The sequence below is a fragment of the Kocuria sp. KKT182 genome, assembly GCF_055635395.1.
This window is the reverse complement of sequence record NZ_CM145757.1, coordinates 3,764,503-3,780,549: the sequence shown is the minus strand read 5'-3', so window position 1 is coordinate 3,780,549 and position 16,047 is coordinate 3,764,503. Positions and strand designations below refer to the sequence as shown.

The window sequence follows — 16,047 nt, the reverse complement described above, 5'->3', positions numbered from 1 at the left end:
CCCCTCGCTGTGTCCGGGCTCAGTTCGCGACCCCTCGCGGCATCCGGGGGCTCAGACCACGAAGCGGGGCGGGCCGCTGTGCGCCCGCGCGGCCCGCAGGCGCTCGAGCTGGTGGGTCGGCATCGGCGGGAGCTCGTCCATGGAGTACCAGCCGACCTCGAGCGACTCGTCGTCGTTGACGCGGGCCTCGCCGGAGACCCAGCGGCAGCGGAAGGTGTGGTCCAGGAACTGGCAGCGGTCCCCGTTGGGGTACTGCACGGGCTCCCCCGCCCTGACCGCCACGAGCTCCTCCACGACGGCGACGACGCCGGTCTCCTCCAGGCACTCGCGCACCGCCGTGACCGCCGGCTCCTCGCCGGGCTCCACGATCCCGCTCACCAGTCCCCAGTTGCCGTTGTCGCTGCGCCGGGCCAGCAGCACCCGGCCGTCCTCGCGCAGCACCACGGCGGTGACGGCGGGCAACCACAGGAGGTCGTGGCCGATCTTCTGCCGCAGGGACAGGACGAACTCGGGGGTGGGCATGCGGGCTCCTCGTGCGGCGTCTCGGGGTGGGGTCCGGCCCATTCTGACAGGCCGGCGCGCGTCACAGCAGCAGGAGGACCCCGAGGGCCCCGGTGATCATGGCGGGACCGAACGCCACCCGGGAGCGGGCGTCGACCCGGCCGAGCACCACGAGCACCGCCCCGGCCAGACCGCCGAGCACGAACCCGGCCGCCGCCCCCAGCACGGCGTGCCAGACGGAGACGAAGCCCAGGCACATGCCGAGCAGACCGGAGAGCCGGACGTCGCCCATGCCCATCCCGGCCGGGTGGAGCATGCGGAGCAGGACGTAGAGCCCGCCCACGACCACCAGGCCCCACAGCATCCACAGCAGCCGGACCGGCTCGCCGGCCACCACCGCCGCCCCGCCCAGCAGCACCCCGCACACGGGGTACAGCGGGCGCACCACGCGGCCGGGCAGCCGGTGCTCCCGCACGTCGGTGCGCCACAGCCACGCGCACGCGACCACGAGCACGGCGGTGCCGAGCAGTGCGAGCGCCCCGGCGGCCCACCCGGCGGCGTCCCCGCGGGTGAACTGCTCGGTCAGGAAGGTGCCCACACCGGGCATCGTAGCCCCGGCCCCCGCCGGGACGGGGTGCCTGTGGACGCGAGGGGCCCTCCCTAGACTGGGGTGATGCACCGCTCCCCCGTCCCCGCGCCCACCGACCAGGACGAGTTCTGCGCGCTCAGCCGCTCCTCCCCGTGGCGCTGGGACACCCTGCGGTTCGTGCTGTCCTGGCCGGCCCCCGCGGACGCCGCGCCCCGCCGGCCCGTCCGGGCCTGGGTCCGCCGCCCGGACGGCCTGCGCGTCGAGGCCCTGGACGGCACCCCCCTCTACACGGCCACCACGCGGGAGCAGTCGCGCGACGACTTCTACGTCGCCTCGACCTCGGCCTCGTGGCTGCTCGCCCCGCAGCTGGTGGCCCCGGTGTTCACGGACTCCGGGCTCGTCGAGCGCCGGCCCGAGGCGGCCTACGGGGACCCCGTCTTCGGCGGCGGCCGCTGGCAGGCCATCCTCGACCCCGTCGAGCTGGCCGGGGACGCCCCCGTGCCGCCCTACCTGCCGGAGCGGCGGCCCTGCACGGTCGAGGACGTCCGCACCGGCACCCACCACGGGCGGCCCGTGCGCGGCGCCGTGGTGGTCCCCGGCCACGCCTACACCCCGACGACGCCGGGGCACCCCCTGGCCCCGGCCCGCACCCGGGTGCTCCTGGACGAGCGGACGGCCGTCTGCGTCCGCTCCGAGGTGCTCGAGGGCCCGCTGGCCGGCACGGGCCACGACCTGCGGATCGAGGCCGTGGACGAGTACTTCATCGACGACCTCTTCCGCTCGGTGCCCCTGGACCTCACGGACGTGAGCAGGCACCTGCCCTGGCCCGTCGGCCCCTGAGGCCCCCGGCTCAGCTGTCCAGGTCGCCCAGGACCTCCGTGACCAGGGCGGCGATCGGTGAGCGCTCCGAACGGGTCAGCGTGACGTGGCCGAAGAGCGGGTGGCCCTTGAGCGCCTCGACCACGGCGGTCACGCCGTCGTGGCGGCCGACCCGGAGGTTGTCGCGCTGGGCGACGTCGTGGTTCATGACCACCTTGGAGTTCTGCCCGATCCGCGACAGCACGGTGAGCAGCACGTTCTTCTCGAGGGACTGCGCCTCGTCCACGATCACGAAGGCGTCGTGCAGGGACCGGCCGCGGATGTGCGTCAGGGGCAGCACCTCGAGCATGCCCCGGTCGAGCACCTCCTCGACGACCTCCTGCGAGACCAGCGCCCCGAGGGTGTCGAACACGGCCTGGCCCCACGGGTTCATCTTCTCCTCCTCGGAGCCGGGCAGGTAGCCGAGCTCCTGGCCGCCCACGGCGTAGAGGGGACGGAAGACCATGACCTTGCGGTGCTCCCGGCGCTCCATCACCGTCTCCAGGCCCGCGCACAGGGCCAGGGCGGACTTGCCGGTGCCGGCGCGCCCGCCCAGCGACACGATGCCCACCTCGGGGTCCAGCAGGAGGTCGATCGCGAGCCGCTGCTCGGCGGAGCGCCCGTGCACGCCGAAGACGTCCCGGTCCCCGCGCACCACCCGGGCGGAGCCGTCGGCGCGGACCCGGGCCAGGGCGCTGCCGCGCACGGAGTGCAGGGTCAGGCCCGTGTTGGCCGGCAGCCCCTCGGCGCCGGGGACCACGACGGCCTCGCCGCCGTAGAGCCGGTCCACCACGTCTTCGGGGACCTCGAGGGCCGCGGTCCCGGACCACTCGACGTCGGAGCCGACCCACTCGGCCCGGTACTCCTCGGCCTCCAGGCCCAGGGCGGAGGCCTTGACCCGCATGGGCAGGTCCTTGGAGACGATGCACACGTCCTTGCCCTCGTTGGCGAGGCTCAGCGCCACCGCCAGGATCAGGGAGTCGTTGTCCTTGAGCCGGAAGCTCACCGGCAGGACGGTGTCCGAGACGTGGTTGAGCTCCACCACCAGGCTCCCGCCCTGGTCCCCGAGGGGCACGGGCCGGTTGAGCCCGCCGTGCTCCACGCGCAGGTCGTCCAGCAGCCGCAGGGCCTGCCGGGCGAAGTAGCCCAGCTCCGGGTCGTGCCGCTTGCCCTCCAGCTCGGTGATGACGATGACGGGCAGCACCACCTGGTGCTCGGCGAAGCGCAGGATCGCCCGGGGGTCCGACAGCAGCACCGAGGTGTCGATCACGTAGGAGCGCACCCCGGCGCCCAGGGGGGCGGAGATGTCGGTGATGCGCTCCTGCTTCTTGGAGATGCTCATGGTGGCCCTTCCTCCTCGGTCCGGCGGGCGGCGTCAGCGCCGTCCGCCTGAGGACAACGTATGCGGACCGGACCCGCCGCGCGAGCAGAAACGGTGAACGGCGCACAAATTGCCGGCGACCGCCCCGGACGTGCCCGGCGCCGCGACCGGGGACGGCGTCCGGGACGACGACGGGCGGGGTCCGGTGGGCTCAGCCGCCGAAGCGCCGCTGCCGCGAGGCGTAGTCCCGCAGCGCCCGCAGGAAGTCGACGCGCCGGAAGTCCGGCCACAGCGCCTCGCAGAAGTAGTACTCGCTGTAGGCGGACTGCCACATGAGGAACCCGGACAGCCGCTGCTCGCCCGAGGTGCGGATCAGCAGGTCCGGGTCCGGCTGCCCGCGCGTGTAGAGGTGCTGGGAGATGTCCTCCACGGACAGGCTCTGCGCGAGCTCCCGGACGTCCGCGCCGGCGTCGAGGGCATCGGTGAGGACCTCCCGCACCGCGTCCACGATCTCCTGCCGGCCCCCGTAGCCGACCGCGATGTTCAGGTGCGGGCCGGCGTTGCCCGCGGTGCGCTCCGTGAGGTCGGCCAGGCACGCCGCGAGCTGCGGCGGCAGCATCTCGAGGGCGCCGACGGGCTGGACCCGGCAGATGCCCGTCTCGGTGAGCGTGTCCATGAGATCGGAGATGATCTCGAGCAGGGGTTCCAGCTCCGCGGCCGGGCGCTTGAGGTTCTCGGTCGAGAGGATGTAGAGGGTGACCACCTCGATGTCCAGCTCCCGGCACCAGCCGAGGAACTCGACGATCTTCTGAGCGCCCGCCTTGTGCCCGTCCGCGGTCGAGGCGCCGAACTGCTTGGCCCACCGCCGGTTGCCGTCCACGAGGACGCCGACGTGCTTGGGCAGCCGCCGCGGATCGAGCTCGGCGGAGAGCCGGCGCTCGTAGAACCGGTAGAGCGGCCGTGGCTTGGGCATCTGTGCTTCCTCCCGGGTTCTCGCGCACGGTGTCGGGGGTCGGGCCGGACGTGGTGGGGGCCACGGTGCCGGGCGTGGTGGTGGTCACGGACCCGGCCGGCTCTCGGCGACGCCTCCTAAACTACCCGGTGGGAGACCGGACGGACTCACGCACAGCACGCCGGGAGGAACATGATGGAGCACACGCACAGCGCCGCCCGCCGGGCCGCCGGCCGCGTCGAGGAGGCGGTCGAGCACGGGATCGAGGGACTCGTGGAGCGCAAGCCCGCGTGGCGGGGCTGGATCCACGCGAGTTTCACGCCCGTCGTCGTCGCCCTGGGTCTCGTGGCGATCCTGCTGGCGCCCAGCACCGAGCTGCGGATCGCGTGCGCCGTGTACGGCGTGACGGGCATCCTGCTGTTCGGCGTGTCGGCGATCTACCACCGCGCCTACTGGCCCCGTCGGCTGCACATGGTCCTGCGCCGGATGGACCACTCGAACATCGCGCTGCTGATCGCCGGCACCTACACCCCGCTGGCGGTCGCGCTGCTGGACCCGCCGCAGTCCCGGCTGCTGCTGGTCGTGATCTGGTCCTGCGCCGCCGGTCTGGTGCTCTTCCGGCTGCTGTGGACCCTGGCGCCCCGCTGGCTGTACACGCCGCTGTACGTGGTGATGGGCTGCCTGGCCCTCTTCTACCTGCCGCAGTTCTGGCAGATCAGCCCCCCGGCGGCCGCGCTGACCGCCGCCGGCGGCATCGCCTACATCACCGGCGCCGTGGTCTACGGCACCCGGCGGCCGCGCCTGCTCCCCGAGGTGTTCAGCTTCCACGAGGTCTTCCACGCCTTCACGGTGCTGGGCTTCGTGCTGCACTACGTGGCGATCATGCTCGCGATGCTCCGCTGAGCGGCTCCGCCCCGCCCACCCGCTCACCGGGCTCCGCGGGCCCCGGGGGCCGCGCCTGCGGGGCCGGGCTCTTGCCTCAGCCGCGCGGGGCGGGCCCCTCCGGCTCCTCGGCCCGCGCCGCCGGCCCTCCCCCGGCCCGGTCGCCGTCGGCGCCGGTCCCGGCGTCGGCGCCGTCCGTCCCGGCGCTGTCGGTCCCGGCGGGGCCGCCGGCCCGCTCCTCCGCGGCGCGGCGCTCGGCGTACTCCGCGCGGTAGCGCAGCCGCCGGTTGCGGCGGTTGAAGTCCCGCACGAGGAAGATGACGGCCACGGCCAGCAGCAGCGTCATGAGGAACCCCAGCATCCCGGGGGTCACCTGGCTCGGGTCCAGGCCGGGGCGCAGCGTGCCCTCGTCGATCGGGTTGGGCGCCATCGCCGGCAGCAGGGCGAGCACGTTCAGCACGGTGGTCATCCCGGCGCTCAGCCCACGATCCCGGCGAACAGGTCGTGCTCCGGCAGGTCGGTCGGCACCCGGGACTCCGCCAGGACGTAGTCCTCCCACGGCCACACCTGGGACTGCAGCTCGGCGGAGACGGCGAAGAACATCCCGTCCGGCGCCACCTGGGTCCGGTGGCTGCGCAGCGCCTCGTCCCGCAGCGCGAACGTGTCCGGGCAGCGCACCTTGGTGGTGGTCTCGTGCCGGGGGGCCGGCGGGCGGTGGCCCTCCGGGTCGCTCTCCTGCAGCATCGCGATCCGGGCCGCGTACGGGGACTGCAGGCCGCGCTCCTCGAGGGCCTCGTGCAGGGCGACGAAGCGCTCCAGGTTGAAGGCCCGGTCGTAGTAGAGCTTCTGCGGGGTCCACGGCTCGCCGAGGCCGGGGTACCGCTCCGGGTCGCCGGCGGCGCGGAACGCCTCGACGGACACGTTGTGCGTCTGGATGTGGTCCGGGTGCGGGTAGCCGCCGTTCTCGTCGTAGGTCAGGATCACGTGCGGACGGAACCGGCGCACGAGCCGGACCAGGGGCGCGGCGGCGCGCTCGAGCGGCTGCAGGGCGAAGCAGCCCCACGGCAGCGGCGGCAGCGGGTCCCCCTCGGGCAGCCCCGAGTCCATGAACCCGAGCCAGCGGTGGTCGACGTCCAGCGCGGCGGCCGCCTGCGCCATCTCGTGCCGGCGCAGGCCGGTCAGGTCGCGCTCGGCGTGCGGGTGGCCCTCCATCTCGGCGTTGAGGATCGACCCCCGCTCCCCACCGGTGCACGTGGCCACCATGACCTCGACCCCCTGCCGGACGTAGTGGGCCATGGTCGCGGCGCCCTTGCTCGACTCGTCGTCGGGGTGGGCGTGGACGGCCAGCAGGCGCATCTCTGACAGGGAGGTCACTCGGGGGGTCCTCTCGGGAACGGTCGGGGAGTCGGGGAAGCGGCCGGTGCGGGCACGGGCCGCGGCCCATTTTACGCGTTCGCCGGGCGGTCCTGCGCCCGGGGTGCTCCCAGGGGCCTCGGCTACAGTGGTCGGGCGGTCGCCGGGCCCGGCGCCGCCCCCTTGCCCCCGAGACCCGAGGCCGCCGTGTCCACCGACTCCCCAGACCTGCTCCGCGACCGCTACGGAGCCCCCCGCCGCGAGCGCCGGATCGGGACGCGCGGCTGGATCGGTCTCGCCCTGGCGGCCACCCTGGTCACCGCCGTCTTCGTCGTCTGGGTGGTCACGGCGCGGCAGAGCGCCCCCACGTTCAAGGACATCGGCTTCGAGGTGGTCTCGGAGGCGCGGGCCACGGCGGACTTCGAGCTTACGAAGCGTCCCGAGGACGTCGTCACGTGCGCGGTGCAGGCCCTCAACCAGGAGTACGCCGTGGTGGGCTGGTCCGAGGTGACCATCGGGACCGTGCCCGAGGACCGCCTGGGCGACGGCGGGACGAGCTCCCACCGCGCGGCCGTGCGCACCACCAACCTGGCGACCACCGCGGTCGTGGACTCCTGCTGGCTCGAGGACTGAGCCCCCGGCGGTCGTCCCGCCCGTGTGTCGCCGCCGCCGTCGGGCCTTTGGGCTTGTCCGCCCGCCCCGCCTAGACTGGGCAGCAGGACTCCCCGTCCCCGGCAGCCGGACACCGTCCGAAACGGACGACCCGCACCGGGGCGGGGTCTTTGCGTAGCGGACCCCCGCACCGCCGGCGGCCCCCACGCCGTCGTCCCGGTCCGCCGCGGACCCGCCCGGACCCCGGGAGGACTGCCGCGGCCCGACCGACCGTTCACCGAGGAGAGATTGTGACCACCACGAACAAGACCGGCGCCTGGCTGACCCAGGAGGCCTACGACCGCCTGAAGAAGGAGCTCGACCACATCTCCGGCCCGTACCGGCACGAGATCGTGGAGCGCATCGACCAGGCGCGCTCGGAGGGCGACCTCAAGGAGAACGGCGGCTACCACGCCGCCCGCGAGGAGCAGAGCAAGAACGAGGGGCGCATCGTCCACCTCAAGAACCTGCTCGAGAACGCCCAGGTCGGCGAGGCCCCTGCCGACGACGGGGTCGTCGAGGCCGGCATGGTCGTCACCGCGGAGATCGCCGGCGAGGCGATGACCTTCCTCATCGGCTCCCGCGAGGTGGCCGAGGACCTGGCCGCCGGCAGCGAGCTGGAGGTCTTCTCCGAGAAGTCCCCGATGGGCTCCGCGATCTCCGGCCACCGGGTCGGGGACGAGCTGTCCTACACCGCTCCCAACGGCAAGGAGATCCCGGTCAAGATCCTGGACGCCAAGCCGTTCAAGGTCTGAGGCTCCCGTGACGACCCACTGGTTGCGCAGCCCCGGCCCCGGCACCAAGGCCCTGATGGTCCTGACGGCGGTGCTCGGGGTCGTGGCCGTGGTGCTGCACTTCGCGGGTCAGGGCGACCCCGCCGCGAGCGCCCCCGGCAGCCTGCGCAACGTCTTCGTCTTCGCGACGTTCGTCAGCGCGTTCGTCACCTACCTCACCGGCCGGCGCCGCACCTGACGCCGCCCCCGCCGACACCGGCGCCGGTCCCCGCGGGGACCGGCGCCGTCGTCGTCCGGGGCCGGTGCCCGGCGGCGGTCAGTGCACGACGACGGGGTGGTAGCCCTCCGCCTCGAGCGCCCTGAGGATCTGACGGCAGTGCTCGTGCCCCTTGGTCTCCATGTCGATGGTGATGGACACGTCGCCCAGGCTGAGCGAGCCGCCGATCCGGGTGTGGTCCACGCCGGTGACGTTGGCGTCCTGGACGGCGATGAGCTCGGAGATGCGGGCGAGCTCGCCCGGGCGGTCGGTGAGCATCATCTTGATGGTCATGTACCGGCCGGCGGCGGAGAGCCCCCGCTGGATGACCTTGAGCATGAGCATGGGGTCCACGTTGCCGCCCGAGAGCACCACCACGGTGTTGCCGAGGTCCGGGTACGCGGCCTGCAGGCGGCCATCCAGAAGGGCCGCGACGCCGACGGCGCCGGCGGGCTCCACCACGAGCTTGTTGCGCTCGAGCAGGAAGATCAGCGCCTGGGCGAGGGAGTCCTCCGAGACCGTCACGACGTCGTCGGTGAGCTCCTTGATGATGCTGAACGGCAGCTGCCCGGGTTTGCCCACGGCGATGCCGTCGGCGATGGTCGAGACCCGGTCGAGGGTCACGAGCGCGTCCCCCGCGAGGGACGGCGGGTAGGCGGCGGCGTTCTCCGCCTGCACGCCGATGAGCCGGATCGGCCGGCCGAGCTGCTCGGCGCGGGCCTTGACCGCCACGGCCATGCCGGCGAGCAGCCCCCCGCCGCCCACCCCGGTGATGACGGTGTCGACGTCGGGCACCTGCTCGAGCACCTCGAGGCCGAGCGTGCCCTGCCCGGCCACGATGTCCGGGTGGTCGAAGGGGTGGACGAACACCGCCCCGGTCGCGGTGGCGTGGCGCTGGGCCTCGGCGAGGGCCTCGTCCACGCTGGTGCCGTGCAGGATCACCTCGGCGCCGTGGTCCTGGGTCGCGGCGATCTTGGGCAGGGCAGCGCCCAGCGGCATGTAGATGCGGGCGGTGATGCCCAGCTTGGCGGCGGCGAGGGCGACCCCCTGCGCGTGGTTGCCGGCGGAGGCCGCCACGACACCGCGGGCCTTCTCCTCGTCGGTGAGCTTGGCCATCCGCACGTAGGCGCCGCGGACCTTGAAGGAGCCCGCGCGCTGCAGGTTCTCGGCCTTGAGGTTGACCTCGGAGCCGATGAGCCGCGAGAGCGCCCGGGAGTGGGTCACCGGGGTCCGGTCGATCACGCCCTCGAGGAGCGTGGCGGCGTCCTGGATGTCGGCGAGACGGACGGGCAGTTCGGCCAGGCTCACAGTGCGTCTTCTTTCCCGGTCGGTGCGTCGGTGCGGGGCCGTGCGGGACCCGCTGGGTCGTGCCACGGTGAGCGCCCGCCGGCGGCGGGCGCGGTCCTCATCCTAGTCGCTGCCCGGGGAGCGCTCCGGCGAGGCGGGAGCACCGGAACCCGCCCCCTGGCCGACCCCCTGCTCGTCGCTGCGGCCGCGGCCCTGACCCGTGCCGGCGGCGGCCCGGGCGCGGTCGTCCCGTCGGCCGCGCTTGAGCGCGGCCTGCAGCCGTTCCTTCGCGCGGGTCCGGCGGAAGCGCTGGAGCTGGGCCATGACCTGGTCGCGGGTGAGATCGTTCTTGCGCGCGTGCTTCTTGATCTCCCACGGGAAGTAGTACGGCTCCCACGGGATCTCGTCGTCCGCCTTCCACGTCCCGCCCACGAGGTAGCGCACCACCGTGTTGAGGAAGGCCATCACGGGCACCGCGAACAGGGCGCCCGCGATGCCGAAGAGGATGGTGCCGGACGCGACGGCGAGGAAGACCGCGAGGGGGTGCAGGGACACGGCCCGGCCCATCACGAGCGGCTGCAGGACGTTGGACTCGATCTGCTGCACCAGCAGCACCACGGCGAGCATGGCCAGGGCGGTGCCGAAGCCGTTGGCCACGAGGGCGACGAGCACGGCGACCGCGCCGGTGAGCACGGCGCCCACGATCGGGATGAAGGAGCCCAGGAACACGAGGATGCCGATGGGCAGGGCGAGGGGGACGCCGAGCAGCGCCGCGCCGAGTCCGATGCCCACGGCGTCCACGAACGCCACGAAGCCCTGGATGCGGGCGTACTGCACGAGCGAGGTCCAACCCCGGCGGCCGGCGCCGTTGACGGCCCGCCGCGCGCTGACCGGGAACAGCCGGACGAGGAAGAGCCAGATCCGCTCGCCGTCCATGAGGAAGAACAGCAGGGTGAAGAGCATGATGATGATGCCGGTCAGCACGTTGCCCGCCGTCGAGCCGAAGGACATGGCGCCCGAGAGGATGGCCTCGCTGTTGTCCTGGATCGTGGTGCCGAGGTCGTCGATCCAGTCGTTCACGCTGTCGGCGCTGAGGTTCAGCGGCCCGTCCTCGAGCCAGCCCAGCAGCTGCTGGGTGCCGACCACCACGTTCTCGGACAGCTGCGCGAAGCCCAGCACGATCTGCCGGCCGGCGAGCACGAGCAGACCCGTCACGAGGCCGATGAGCACGAGCACCGCGGTGCCCGAGGCCAGGCCCGCCGGCACGTGCTGTCCGCGCAACCACTTCACCAGCGGGAACAGGAGCCCGGCGAGCAGGCCGGCGATGAGCACGGGGATGATGACCACCGTGATCGTCGACAGCATGTACCCGAGCAGCCCCACGGCCGCGAGGATGATGATGAGCCGCCACGACCACGCCGCGGCCACCCGCACCGAGACCGCGACGCCACCCGCGGCGTTGCCGTGCAGCGGGGGGAGCTCGGTGCCGGGTCCCGGCCGCAGCGGCCGCTCGGCGTCGTGCGATGTCGAAGGCATGGAGCCATCTTGGCACGGCGGTCCGACCGCCGGGCGCCCCCCGGCCGGGGCCGGACGACGATTCCGCGGGCCGGTCCGGCACGCGGGGCGCGCGCGGTGGAAGACTGGCGGGATGTCACGCACTTTCCTCCGCGTTCTCGCCCAGCGCCGGCCGGCTCCCGGCCTGACCCCGGACGCTCCGCCGCGGGAGGAGCTGGAGGCCGTGCTCCGCGCCGCCGCGGGGACCGCGGCGGCCGATCCGGGCCTGAGCTGGCGGGTGGCCGTGACCACCCGCCGCTCCGCGCCGGAGCTCGCGGCCGCGCTGGCGGGGCTGACCCGGGTGCCCAACATGTCGGCGCCCTTCCCCCGGATCAAGGGCAAGCAGCTGCGCCGGCTCGCGGCCTTCCGGGGCGCCCTGAAGTGGGCGAGCACCGGCGGCCTGGGCTGCGCGCTCGTCTTCAGTCCCGACGACGCCCTGGGCGTCCCCCGGAAGGAGCAGCTGCACGCGGCGCACGGGGCGCGCCCCCTGCTCGAGGCCGCGTTCTGGGCCGCGGGCTGGGGCACCGTGTGGTCCCACCGCGACGGCGAGGGCGAGGAGGCGGTCCGCGCGTTCTACGGGCTGACGGAGGAGGAGAGGCTGCTCGGCTGGCTGTTCGTGGGCCGCCCGCCCCGTGCCGCGGCCGCCGAGCACACGGCCACCCGCCCCACGCCCGGGCCCCGGATCTCGTACCACTGACCCCCTCCCCCGCGCCCGCCCGCGGGTCGCGGCACGACGACGGCCCGGGACCCGCGGTGCGCGGGTGCCGGGCCGTCGTGGGTGGCGCAGCCGGGGCGGGGACCTAGTTCGAGGTCATCTCCCGGATGATCGCCAGGATGCGCAGGATCTCGACGTAGGTCCAGATCAGCGTGACCGTCAGGCCGAAGGCCGCGGACCAGGCCATCTTCTCGGGGACGCCGACCTCGACACCGCGCTTGATGTTGTCGAAGTCCAGCACGAAGCTGTAGGCCGCGAGCAGGATGGCCACGGCGCCGATGAGCAGGCCCAGCCAGGGGCCGAGCGGGCTGTCCGTGCGGATGTTGAAGCCGAACAGCAGCACCGCGCCCAGGTTGACCAGCGCGAAGACGGCGTAGGCCATGAGCGCGACCATGAAGATCTTGGTGGCGCGCGGGGAGGCGCGGACCTTGCCGGACCGGAAGAGCACGAGCACCGAGACGAACACGGCGATGGTGCCGATGACGGCCTGCACCACGATGCCCGGGTACATGGCCTCGAACATCCCCGAGATGCCGCCCAGGAACATGCCCTGGAACAGGCCGTAGGCGAGGATCAGCGCGGGCGAGGGCTCGCGCTTGAAGGCGTTGACCAGGCCGAGCACGAGACCGACGAGGGCGCCGGGGATCGTGAGGATCGGCATGATCCAGCCGGCGAGCGCGCCGACGACCACGGCGCCGAGCACCGTGGCGGTGCGCATGATGACGTCGTCGTAGGTCATCCGGCCGGTCTGGTTCGTGCCGGCGGCCGGGGCGTTGTACATCGAGTCCAGGCGCTCGGCCGAGTACGGGGCGCCCTGCTGCTGGTAGCCGGTCCGTCCGTAGCCGGGCTGCTGCTGGTAGGGGGTTCCGTAGGAGCTCTGTCCGTACGGGTTGCCGTGGGACTGGGCGCTGCCTGCGCCCGGCTTCGAGAGATCGCGGAGAAGCGGGTTACCGCCGGCCATTGAGGGGTCCTTCCGTGGCACTGATGTGCGAGATGTGCGACCAGCGTAGCAAGGCCCGCCTGACGAAAGCATGAGAACTGCTGTGCTTAAGCCGAGGGCGTGCGGGCGGCTCGCCGAGGATCCGCGGCGGCCCCCAGGAGAGCGGACAGACAGGTCTTTGCTCCTGCACACATGCTGGTGGGAACGACCGCTGTCCCGATCCGGAGGCCCCTCATGCCCGAGTCCCCCGCCCACTGGGTGCCGCTGGCCGCGATCCCGGTGCTGCTCGCCGTCGGGGCCCTGGCCGTCCTGCACTGGAGCCGCTACCTCGGGGCGATCGGCCAGCTGGAGCGCGCGCGGACCTCTCCGGACGCCGCCCCGGCGACCGCCGCCTGGCTCGAGCTCCGCAGCGAGGAGCACTACCGCTGGGCCTACAGGCTCACCTGGGCGGTGGCCGCGGTGCTCGCCGTGGGCCTGACCGCCGCCGTCCTCGCGGGCTGAGCGGCGGCACGCCCCGTGGTCCCGCTGCCCGGAGCCGTCCTCCTCTACGGCTGCCTCGTCGTCGCCGGGGCGGGCGCCACTGCCCTGTGGAGCCTCGTCCAGGTCGCGCTCGACCTGGCCCCGGCCGCCCGCCGCCGGTCCCGCGGCGCCCGCGCCTCCGCGCGGAGGCACCTGGGCCGCGCGACGTCCGCGACCGCCGTGGCCCTGCTGACCGCGGGCGTCCCCTCGCTGCTGCGCCATCTCGAGTGGCTCGCCGTGCTGGTGGGGACGGCCTGAACCGCCCCGACGGGACCGTGGGCCGACGGGGCTGGCGTCACACTTCGTGATGAAGCCGTGATCTTGTTTTAGATCTGTTCGCATTGATTTGCATGTGAGAACCTTTTCCGGGATCCCCCCAGCCCCCAGGAGTTCGCCCATGCAACGATCCATGCTCGCCCCCACCCTGTCCGCCCTCTCCCTGGCCCTCGTGCTGGCTCCTCTCACGCCCGCGACCGCCGCCCCCGCCGAGAACGCCACGACCCTGTCCGCCCAGCAGGTCAGCGCCGAGGCCCCGCCCGAGATCACCGACCGGATGATCGTCAAGTACCGCACCCCCGTGACCGACGCCGAGTCGGAGCAGGTCGTCGAGGACGCCGCCGCCGAGGCCCACGTCCCGGAGGCCGAGGACACCACCGAGGTCCGGACCACCGGCGACGGTGCGGCCGTCGTCGAGCTGGCCGGCGAGGTCTCGACCGACCAGGCCGAGAAGCTGGCCGAGGAGCTCACCAAGGACCCGGCCGTGGCCTACGCCGAGCCCGACCGGCTCGTCTCGACCGCCCGGATCCCGGGCTCGGACGAGGGGGAACCGGAGGACATGGGCTCCGTCGCCGCGACCGCCGCGGACCCGGACGTCCCGTCCCTGTGGGCCCTCACCAACCTGCGCGCCTTCGAGGCGTGGGACACCGCCACCGGCAAGGGCGTGACCGTCGGGGTCGTCGACACCGGCTTCGCCAACCACCCCGACCTGGACTCCCAGACCATCGGCGGCTACGACTTCGTCTCCACGGCCGCCCTCGGCAACGACGGCAACGGCCGGGACTCGGACCCGCGGGACCCGGGCACCTACTCCACGGCCGGCCAGTGCTACGCCGGCTCCGCGGCCACCAACTCCATCTGGCACGGCACGCACGTGGCCGGCACCGTCGCAGCCAAGCGGGACAGCTACGGCACCGTGGGCATCGCCCCCGACGCCACCCTGCTCAACGCCCGGGCCCTGGGCGCGTGCGGCTTCGGCTACGTCTCCGACATGGCCGACGCCGTGCGCTGGCTGGCCGGCGACGCCGTGGCCGGGGCCCCCGCCCCGCGCAAGCGCGCCGACGTGATCAACATGTCCCTGTCCATGGGCGGGGGGTGCCCGGCCACGCTGCAGAACGCCATCAACACCGCCTGGTTCCGGAACATCCCGGTGGCCGTGGCCGCGGGCAACAGCGGCCGCCCGGCGATCGAGTACGCCCCGGGCAACTGCTACAACGTCATCACGGTCGGGGCCATCGGCTCGGACCGGGTGCGGGCCAGCTACTCCAACCACGGCGGCGCCGTGGACATCTACGCCCCGGGCCACCACATCCTGTCCGCGGGCAACACGGGCACCCGGGGACCGGTCGCGCCCAACAGCCGCTTCGACTACGGCACGTCGATGGCCACCCCGCACGTGGCCGGGACCCTGGCCCTGCTCAAGCAGAAGAACCCGACGCTGAGCTCCGACCAGTACAAGCAGCTGATCCTCGACTCCGGGGACGCCTGGGACAGCCTCCCCGGGGGCAAGACGCTGAACTCCCACGACGCGCTGTGGATCACGAAGGCCGCCGACACCGCCGCACCGGCCGCGCCCACCCCGACCTACACCACCAAGGGCGCGATCGGGTCCCTGTACCAGCGGATCAAGAGCCAGACCGGGGCCCCGACCTCCCACGAGCAGGCCGTCGCCGGCGGGGTCCGCCAGAGCTTCGCCAAGGGCACCATCTACTGGTCCTCGGCCACCGGCGCCTACTGGGTGCGGGGCGGCGTCGAGACCGCCTACAAGCGCAACGGCACCGCCGCCGGCGTCCTGCGCTTCCCCCGTTCGGACGAGAAGTCCAACGGCATCGGCGGGGCCTACCAGCTGTTCCAGAACGGCCGGATCCTCTGGTCCTCCCGCACCGGGGCCCACGCTTTGACCGGGGACATCGAGACGGTCTTCGCCGCGGCGGGCAACGAGAAGGGCGCCCTGGGCTACCCCACCGCGGACCGGCGGAGCAACGGCATCGGCGGGTTCTACCAGACCTTCCAGAAGGGCCGCATCCTCTGGAGCTCCGCCCACGGCGCCCACCCGATCACCGGCGCCACCAGCGCGGCCTACTCACGGGCCGGCAGCGAGCGCGGGTCGCTGGGCTACCCCACGTCCGGGGCCGTCGCCGACGGACGGGGTGGCACCTCCCAGTCCTTCCAGAAGGGCCGGATCGTCTGGAGCGCCGCCGGCGGGGCCCACGCCCTCAAGGGCTCGATCGGCGCCCAGCACAACCGCTCCGGCGGCACGGCCGGTGCCCTGGGCTACCCCACCACCGACGAGGCGTCCACCGGCACGGGCGGCGTCTACCAGGTGTTCCAGAAGGGCCGGATCTACTGGAGCCCCAGGACCTACGCCCAGGAGACCAAGGGCTCGATCGGCAACGCCTACGTGGCGCTCGGCGGCACGAAGAGCCGCCTGGGCTTCCCCCGGACGGGTGAGATCACCCGCGCCGACCGCTCCGTGGTGCAGTACTACCAGGGCGGTTCCATCACCTGGCGCCCGGGAGGATCCATCCGGATCGACTACCGCTGACCCGGCACCGGTCCCGCCGCGGCCCCGCTCCGTCCTGTCGGAGCGGGGCCGCGGCGCGTCCGGCGCCCTGCTGGGCACCGTACGCGCCGAGGTCCCGGAGTCCACGCGCCGGCC

Annotated in this window: 18 protein-coding genes; 9 read left to right on the top strand and 9 right to left on the bottom strand. The window is 73.5% G+C overall.

Annotation, left to right across the window (positions count from 1 at the left end; genetic code table 11):
• Positions 1-51 precede the first annotated feature (51 nt).
• Positions 52-522 (bottom strand): NUDIX hydrolase, encoded by a 471-nt coding sequence (locus ACZ2G1_RS17550; protein ID WP_017832407.1) that lies wholly within the window; start codon positions 520-522, stop codon positions 52-54.
• Positions 523-583: 61 nt separating this feature from the next.
• Positions 584-1,108, bottom strand: coding sequence for a prepilin peptidase (locus ACZ2G1_RS17545; protein ID WP_241975676.1), 525 nt, complete (start codon positions 1,106-1,108; stop codon positions 584-586).
• 66 nt (positions 1,109-1,174) lie between these two features.
• On the opposite strand from ACZ2G1_RS17545, the gene ACZ2G1_RS17540 reads away from it, so the two are divergent.
• Entirely contained in the window at positions 1,175-1,930 is a 756-nt protein-coding gene (locus ACZ2G1_RS17540; protein ID WP_017832409.1) for a hypothetical protein, read from the top strand.
• A 10-nt stretch (positions 1,931-1,940) separates the two neighbouring features.
• Here the strand turns inward: ACZ2G1_RS17540 and ACZ2G1_RS17535 are convergent, their stop codons facing one another.
• Both ACZ2G1_RS17535 and ACZ2G1_RS17530 read right to left on the bottom strand, forming a co-directional pair.
• Complete coding sequence (locus ACZ2G1_RS17535; protein WP_470377216.1) at positions 1,941-3,290, bottom strand: PhoH family protein; 1,350 nt, start codon at positions 3,288-3,290, stop codon at positions 1,941-1,943.
• Between the two features lie 190 nt (positions 3,291-3,480).
• A complete protein-coding gene (locus ACZ2G1_RS17530; RefSeq protein ID WP_017832411.1) occupies positions 3,481-4,242 on the bottom strand; it encodes an isoprenyl transferase in 762 nt (253 codons plus the stop codon).
• A 174-nt stretch (positions 4,243-4,416) separates the two neighbouring features.
• Between ACZ2G1_RS17530 and trhA the strand changes: the two genes are divergently transcribed.
• Positions 4,417-5,124, top strand: coding sequence for a PAQR family membrane homeostasis protein TrhA (gene trhA, locus ACZ2G1_RS17525; protein WP_017832412.1), 708 nt, complete (start codon positions 4,417-4,419; stop codon positions 5,122-5,124).
• A gap of 76 nt (positions 5,125-5,200) precedes the next feature.
• Here the strand turns inward: trhA and ACZ2G1_RS17520 are convergent, their stop codons facing one another.
• Together ACZ2G1_RS17520 and mca are read right to left on the bottom strand one after the other, a co-directional pair.
• Entirely contained in the window at positions 5,201-5,572 is a 372-nt protein-coding gene (locus ACZ2G1_RS17520) for a hypothetical protein (RefSeq protein WP_470377215.1), read from the bottom strand.
• Between the two features lie 8 nt (positions 5,573-5,580).
• Positions 5,581-6,459, bottom strand: coding sequence for a mycothiol conjugate amidase Mca (gene mca / locus ACZ2G1_RS17515; RefSeq protein ID WP_031282471.1), 879 nt, complete (start codon positions 6,457-6,459; stop codon positions 5,581-5,583).
• A 204-nt stretch (positions 6,460-6,663) separates the two neighbouring features.
• Between mca and ACZ2G1_RS17510 the strand changes: the two genes are divergently transcribed.
• From ACZ2G1_RS17510 to ACZ2G1_RS17500, 3 genes are all read left to right on the top strand, one after another.
• Positions 6,664-7,089, top strand: a complete 426-nt coding sequence (locus ACZ2G1_RS17510) for a DUF4307 domain-containing protein (RefSeq protein WP_115162392.1) — start codon at positions 6,664-6,666, stop codon at positions 7,087-7,089.
• A 269-nt stretch (positions 7,090-7,358) separates the two neighbouring features.
• Positions 7,359-7,862: a transcription elongation factor GreA gene (gene greA / locus ACZ2G1_RS17505; RefSeq protein ID WP_017832416.1), complete on the top strand. Its 504-nt coding sequence runs from the start codon at positions 7,359-7,361 to the stop codon at positions 7,860-7,862.
• Between the two features lie 7 nt (positions 7,863-7,869).
• Complete coding sequence (locus ACZ2G1_RS17500) at positions 7,870-8,079, top strand: hypothetical protein (RefSeq protein WP_017832417.1); 210 nt, start codon at positions 7,870-7,872, stop codon at positions 8,077-8,079.
• Between the two features lie 78 nt (positions 8,080-8,157).
• Here ACZ2G1_RS17500 and ilvA read toward each other — a convergent pair whose 3' ends face one another.
• Positions 8,158-9,405 carry a threonine ammonia-lyase gene (gene ilvA, locus ACZ2G1_RS17495; RefSeq protein WP_017832418.1) on the bottom strand — a complete coding sequence of 416 codons (1,248 nt, stop codon included), beginning with the start codon at positions 9,403-9,405 and terminating at the stop codon, positions 8,158-8,160.
• Positions 9,406-9,507: 102 nt separating this feature from the next.
• Entirely contained in the window at positions 9,508-10,920 is a 1,413-nt protein-coding gene (locus ACZ2G1_RS17490) for an AI-2E family transporter (RefSeq protein ID WP_095650455.1), read from the bottom strand.
• Positions 10,921-11,032: 112 nt separating this feature from the next.
• Here ACZ2G1_RS17490 and ACZ2G1_RS17485 point away from each other — a divergent pair, with 112 nt between their 5' ends.
• Positions 11,033-11,635 (top strand): nitroreductase family protein, encoded by a 603-nt coding sequence (locus ACZ2G1_RS17485; protein WP_470377214.1) that lies wholly within the window; start codon positions 11,033-11,035, stop codon positions 11,633-11,635.
• A gap of 103 nt (positions 11,636-11,738) precedes the next feature.
• Here ACZ2G1_RS17485 and ACZ2G1_RS17480 read toward each other — a convergent pair whose 3' ends face one another.
• Positions 11,739-12,614, bottom strand: coding sequence for a Bax inhibitor-1/YccA family protein (locus tag ACZ2G1_RS17480; RefSeq protein ID WP_115162386.1), 876 nt, complete (start codon positions 12,612-12,614; stop codon positions 11,739-11,741).
• Positions 12,615-12,827: 213 nt separating this feature from the next.
• On the opposite strand from ACZ2G1_RS17480, the gene ACZ2G1_RS17475 reads away from it, so the two are divergent.
• The 3 genes from ACZ2G1_RS17475 (at position 12,828) to ACZ2G1_RS17465 (ending at position 15,933) form a co-directional block, all read left to right on the top strand.
• Positions 12,828-13,094: a hypothetical protein gene (locus ACZ2G1_RS17475; RefSeq protein ID WP_470377213.1), complete on the top strand. Its 267-nt coding sequence runs from the start codon at positions 12,828-12,830 to the stop codon at positions 13,092-13,094.
• 15 nt (positions 13,095-13,109) lie between these two features.
• Entirely contained in the window at positions 13,110-13,370 is a 261-nt protein-coding gene (locus ACZ2G1_RS17470; protein WP_035927104.1) for a hypothetical protein, read from the top strand.
• A 139-nt stretch (positions 13,371-13,509) separates the two neighbouring features.
• Positions 13,510-15,933: a S8 family serine peptidase gene (locus tag ACZ2G1_RS17465; RefSeq protein ID WP_470377212.1), complete on the top strand. Its 2,424-nt coding sequence runs from the start codon at positions 13,510-13,512 to the stop codon at positions 15,931-15,933.
• The last annotated feature ends 114 nt before the right edge of the window (positions 15,934-16,047 follow it).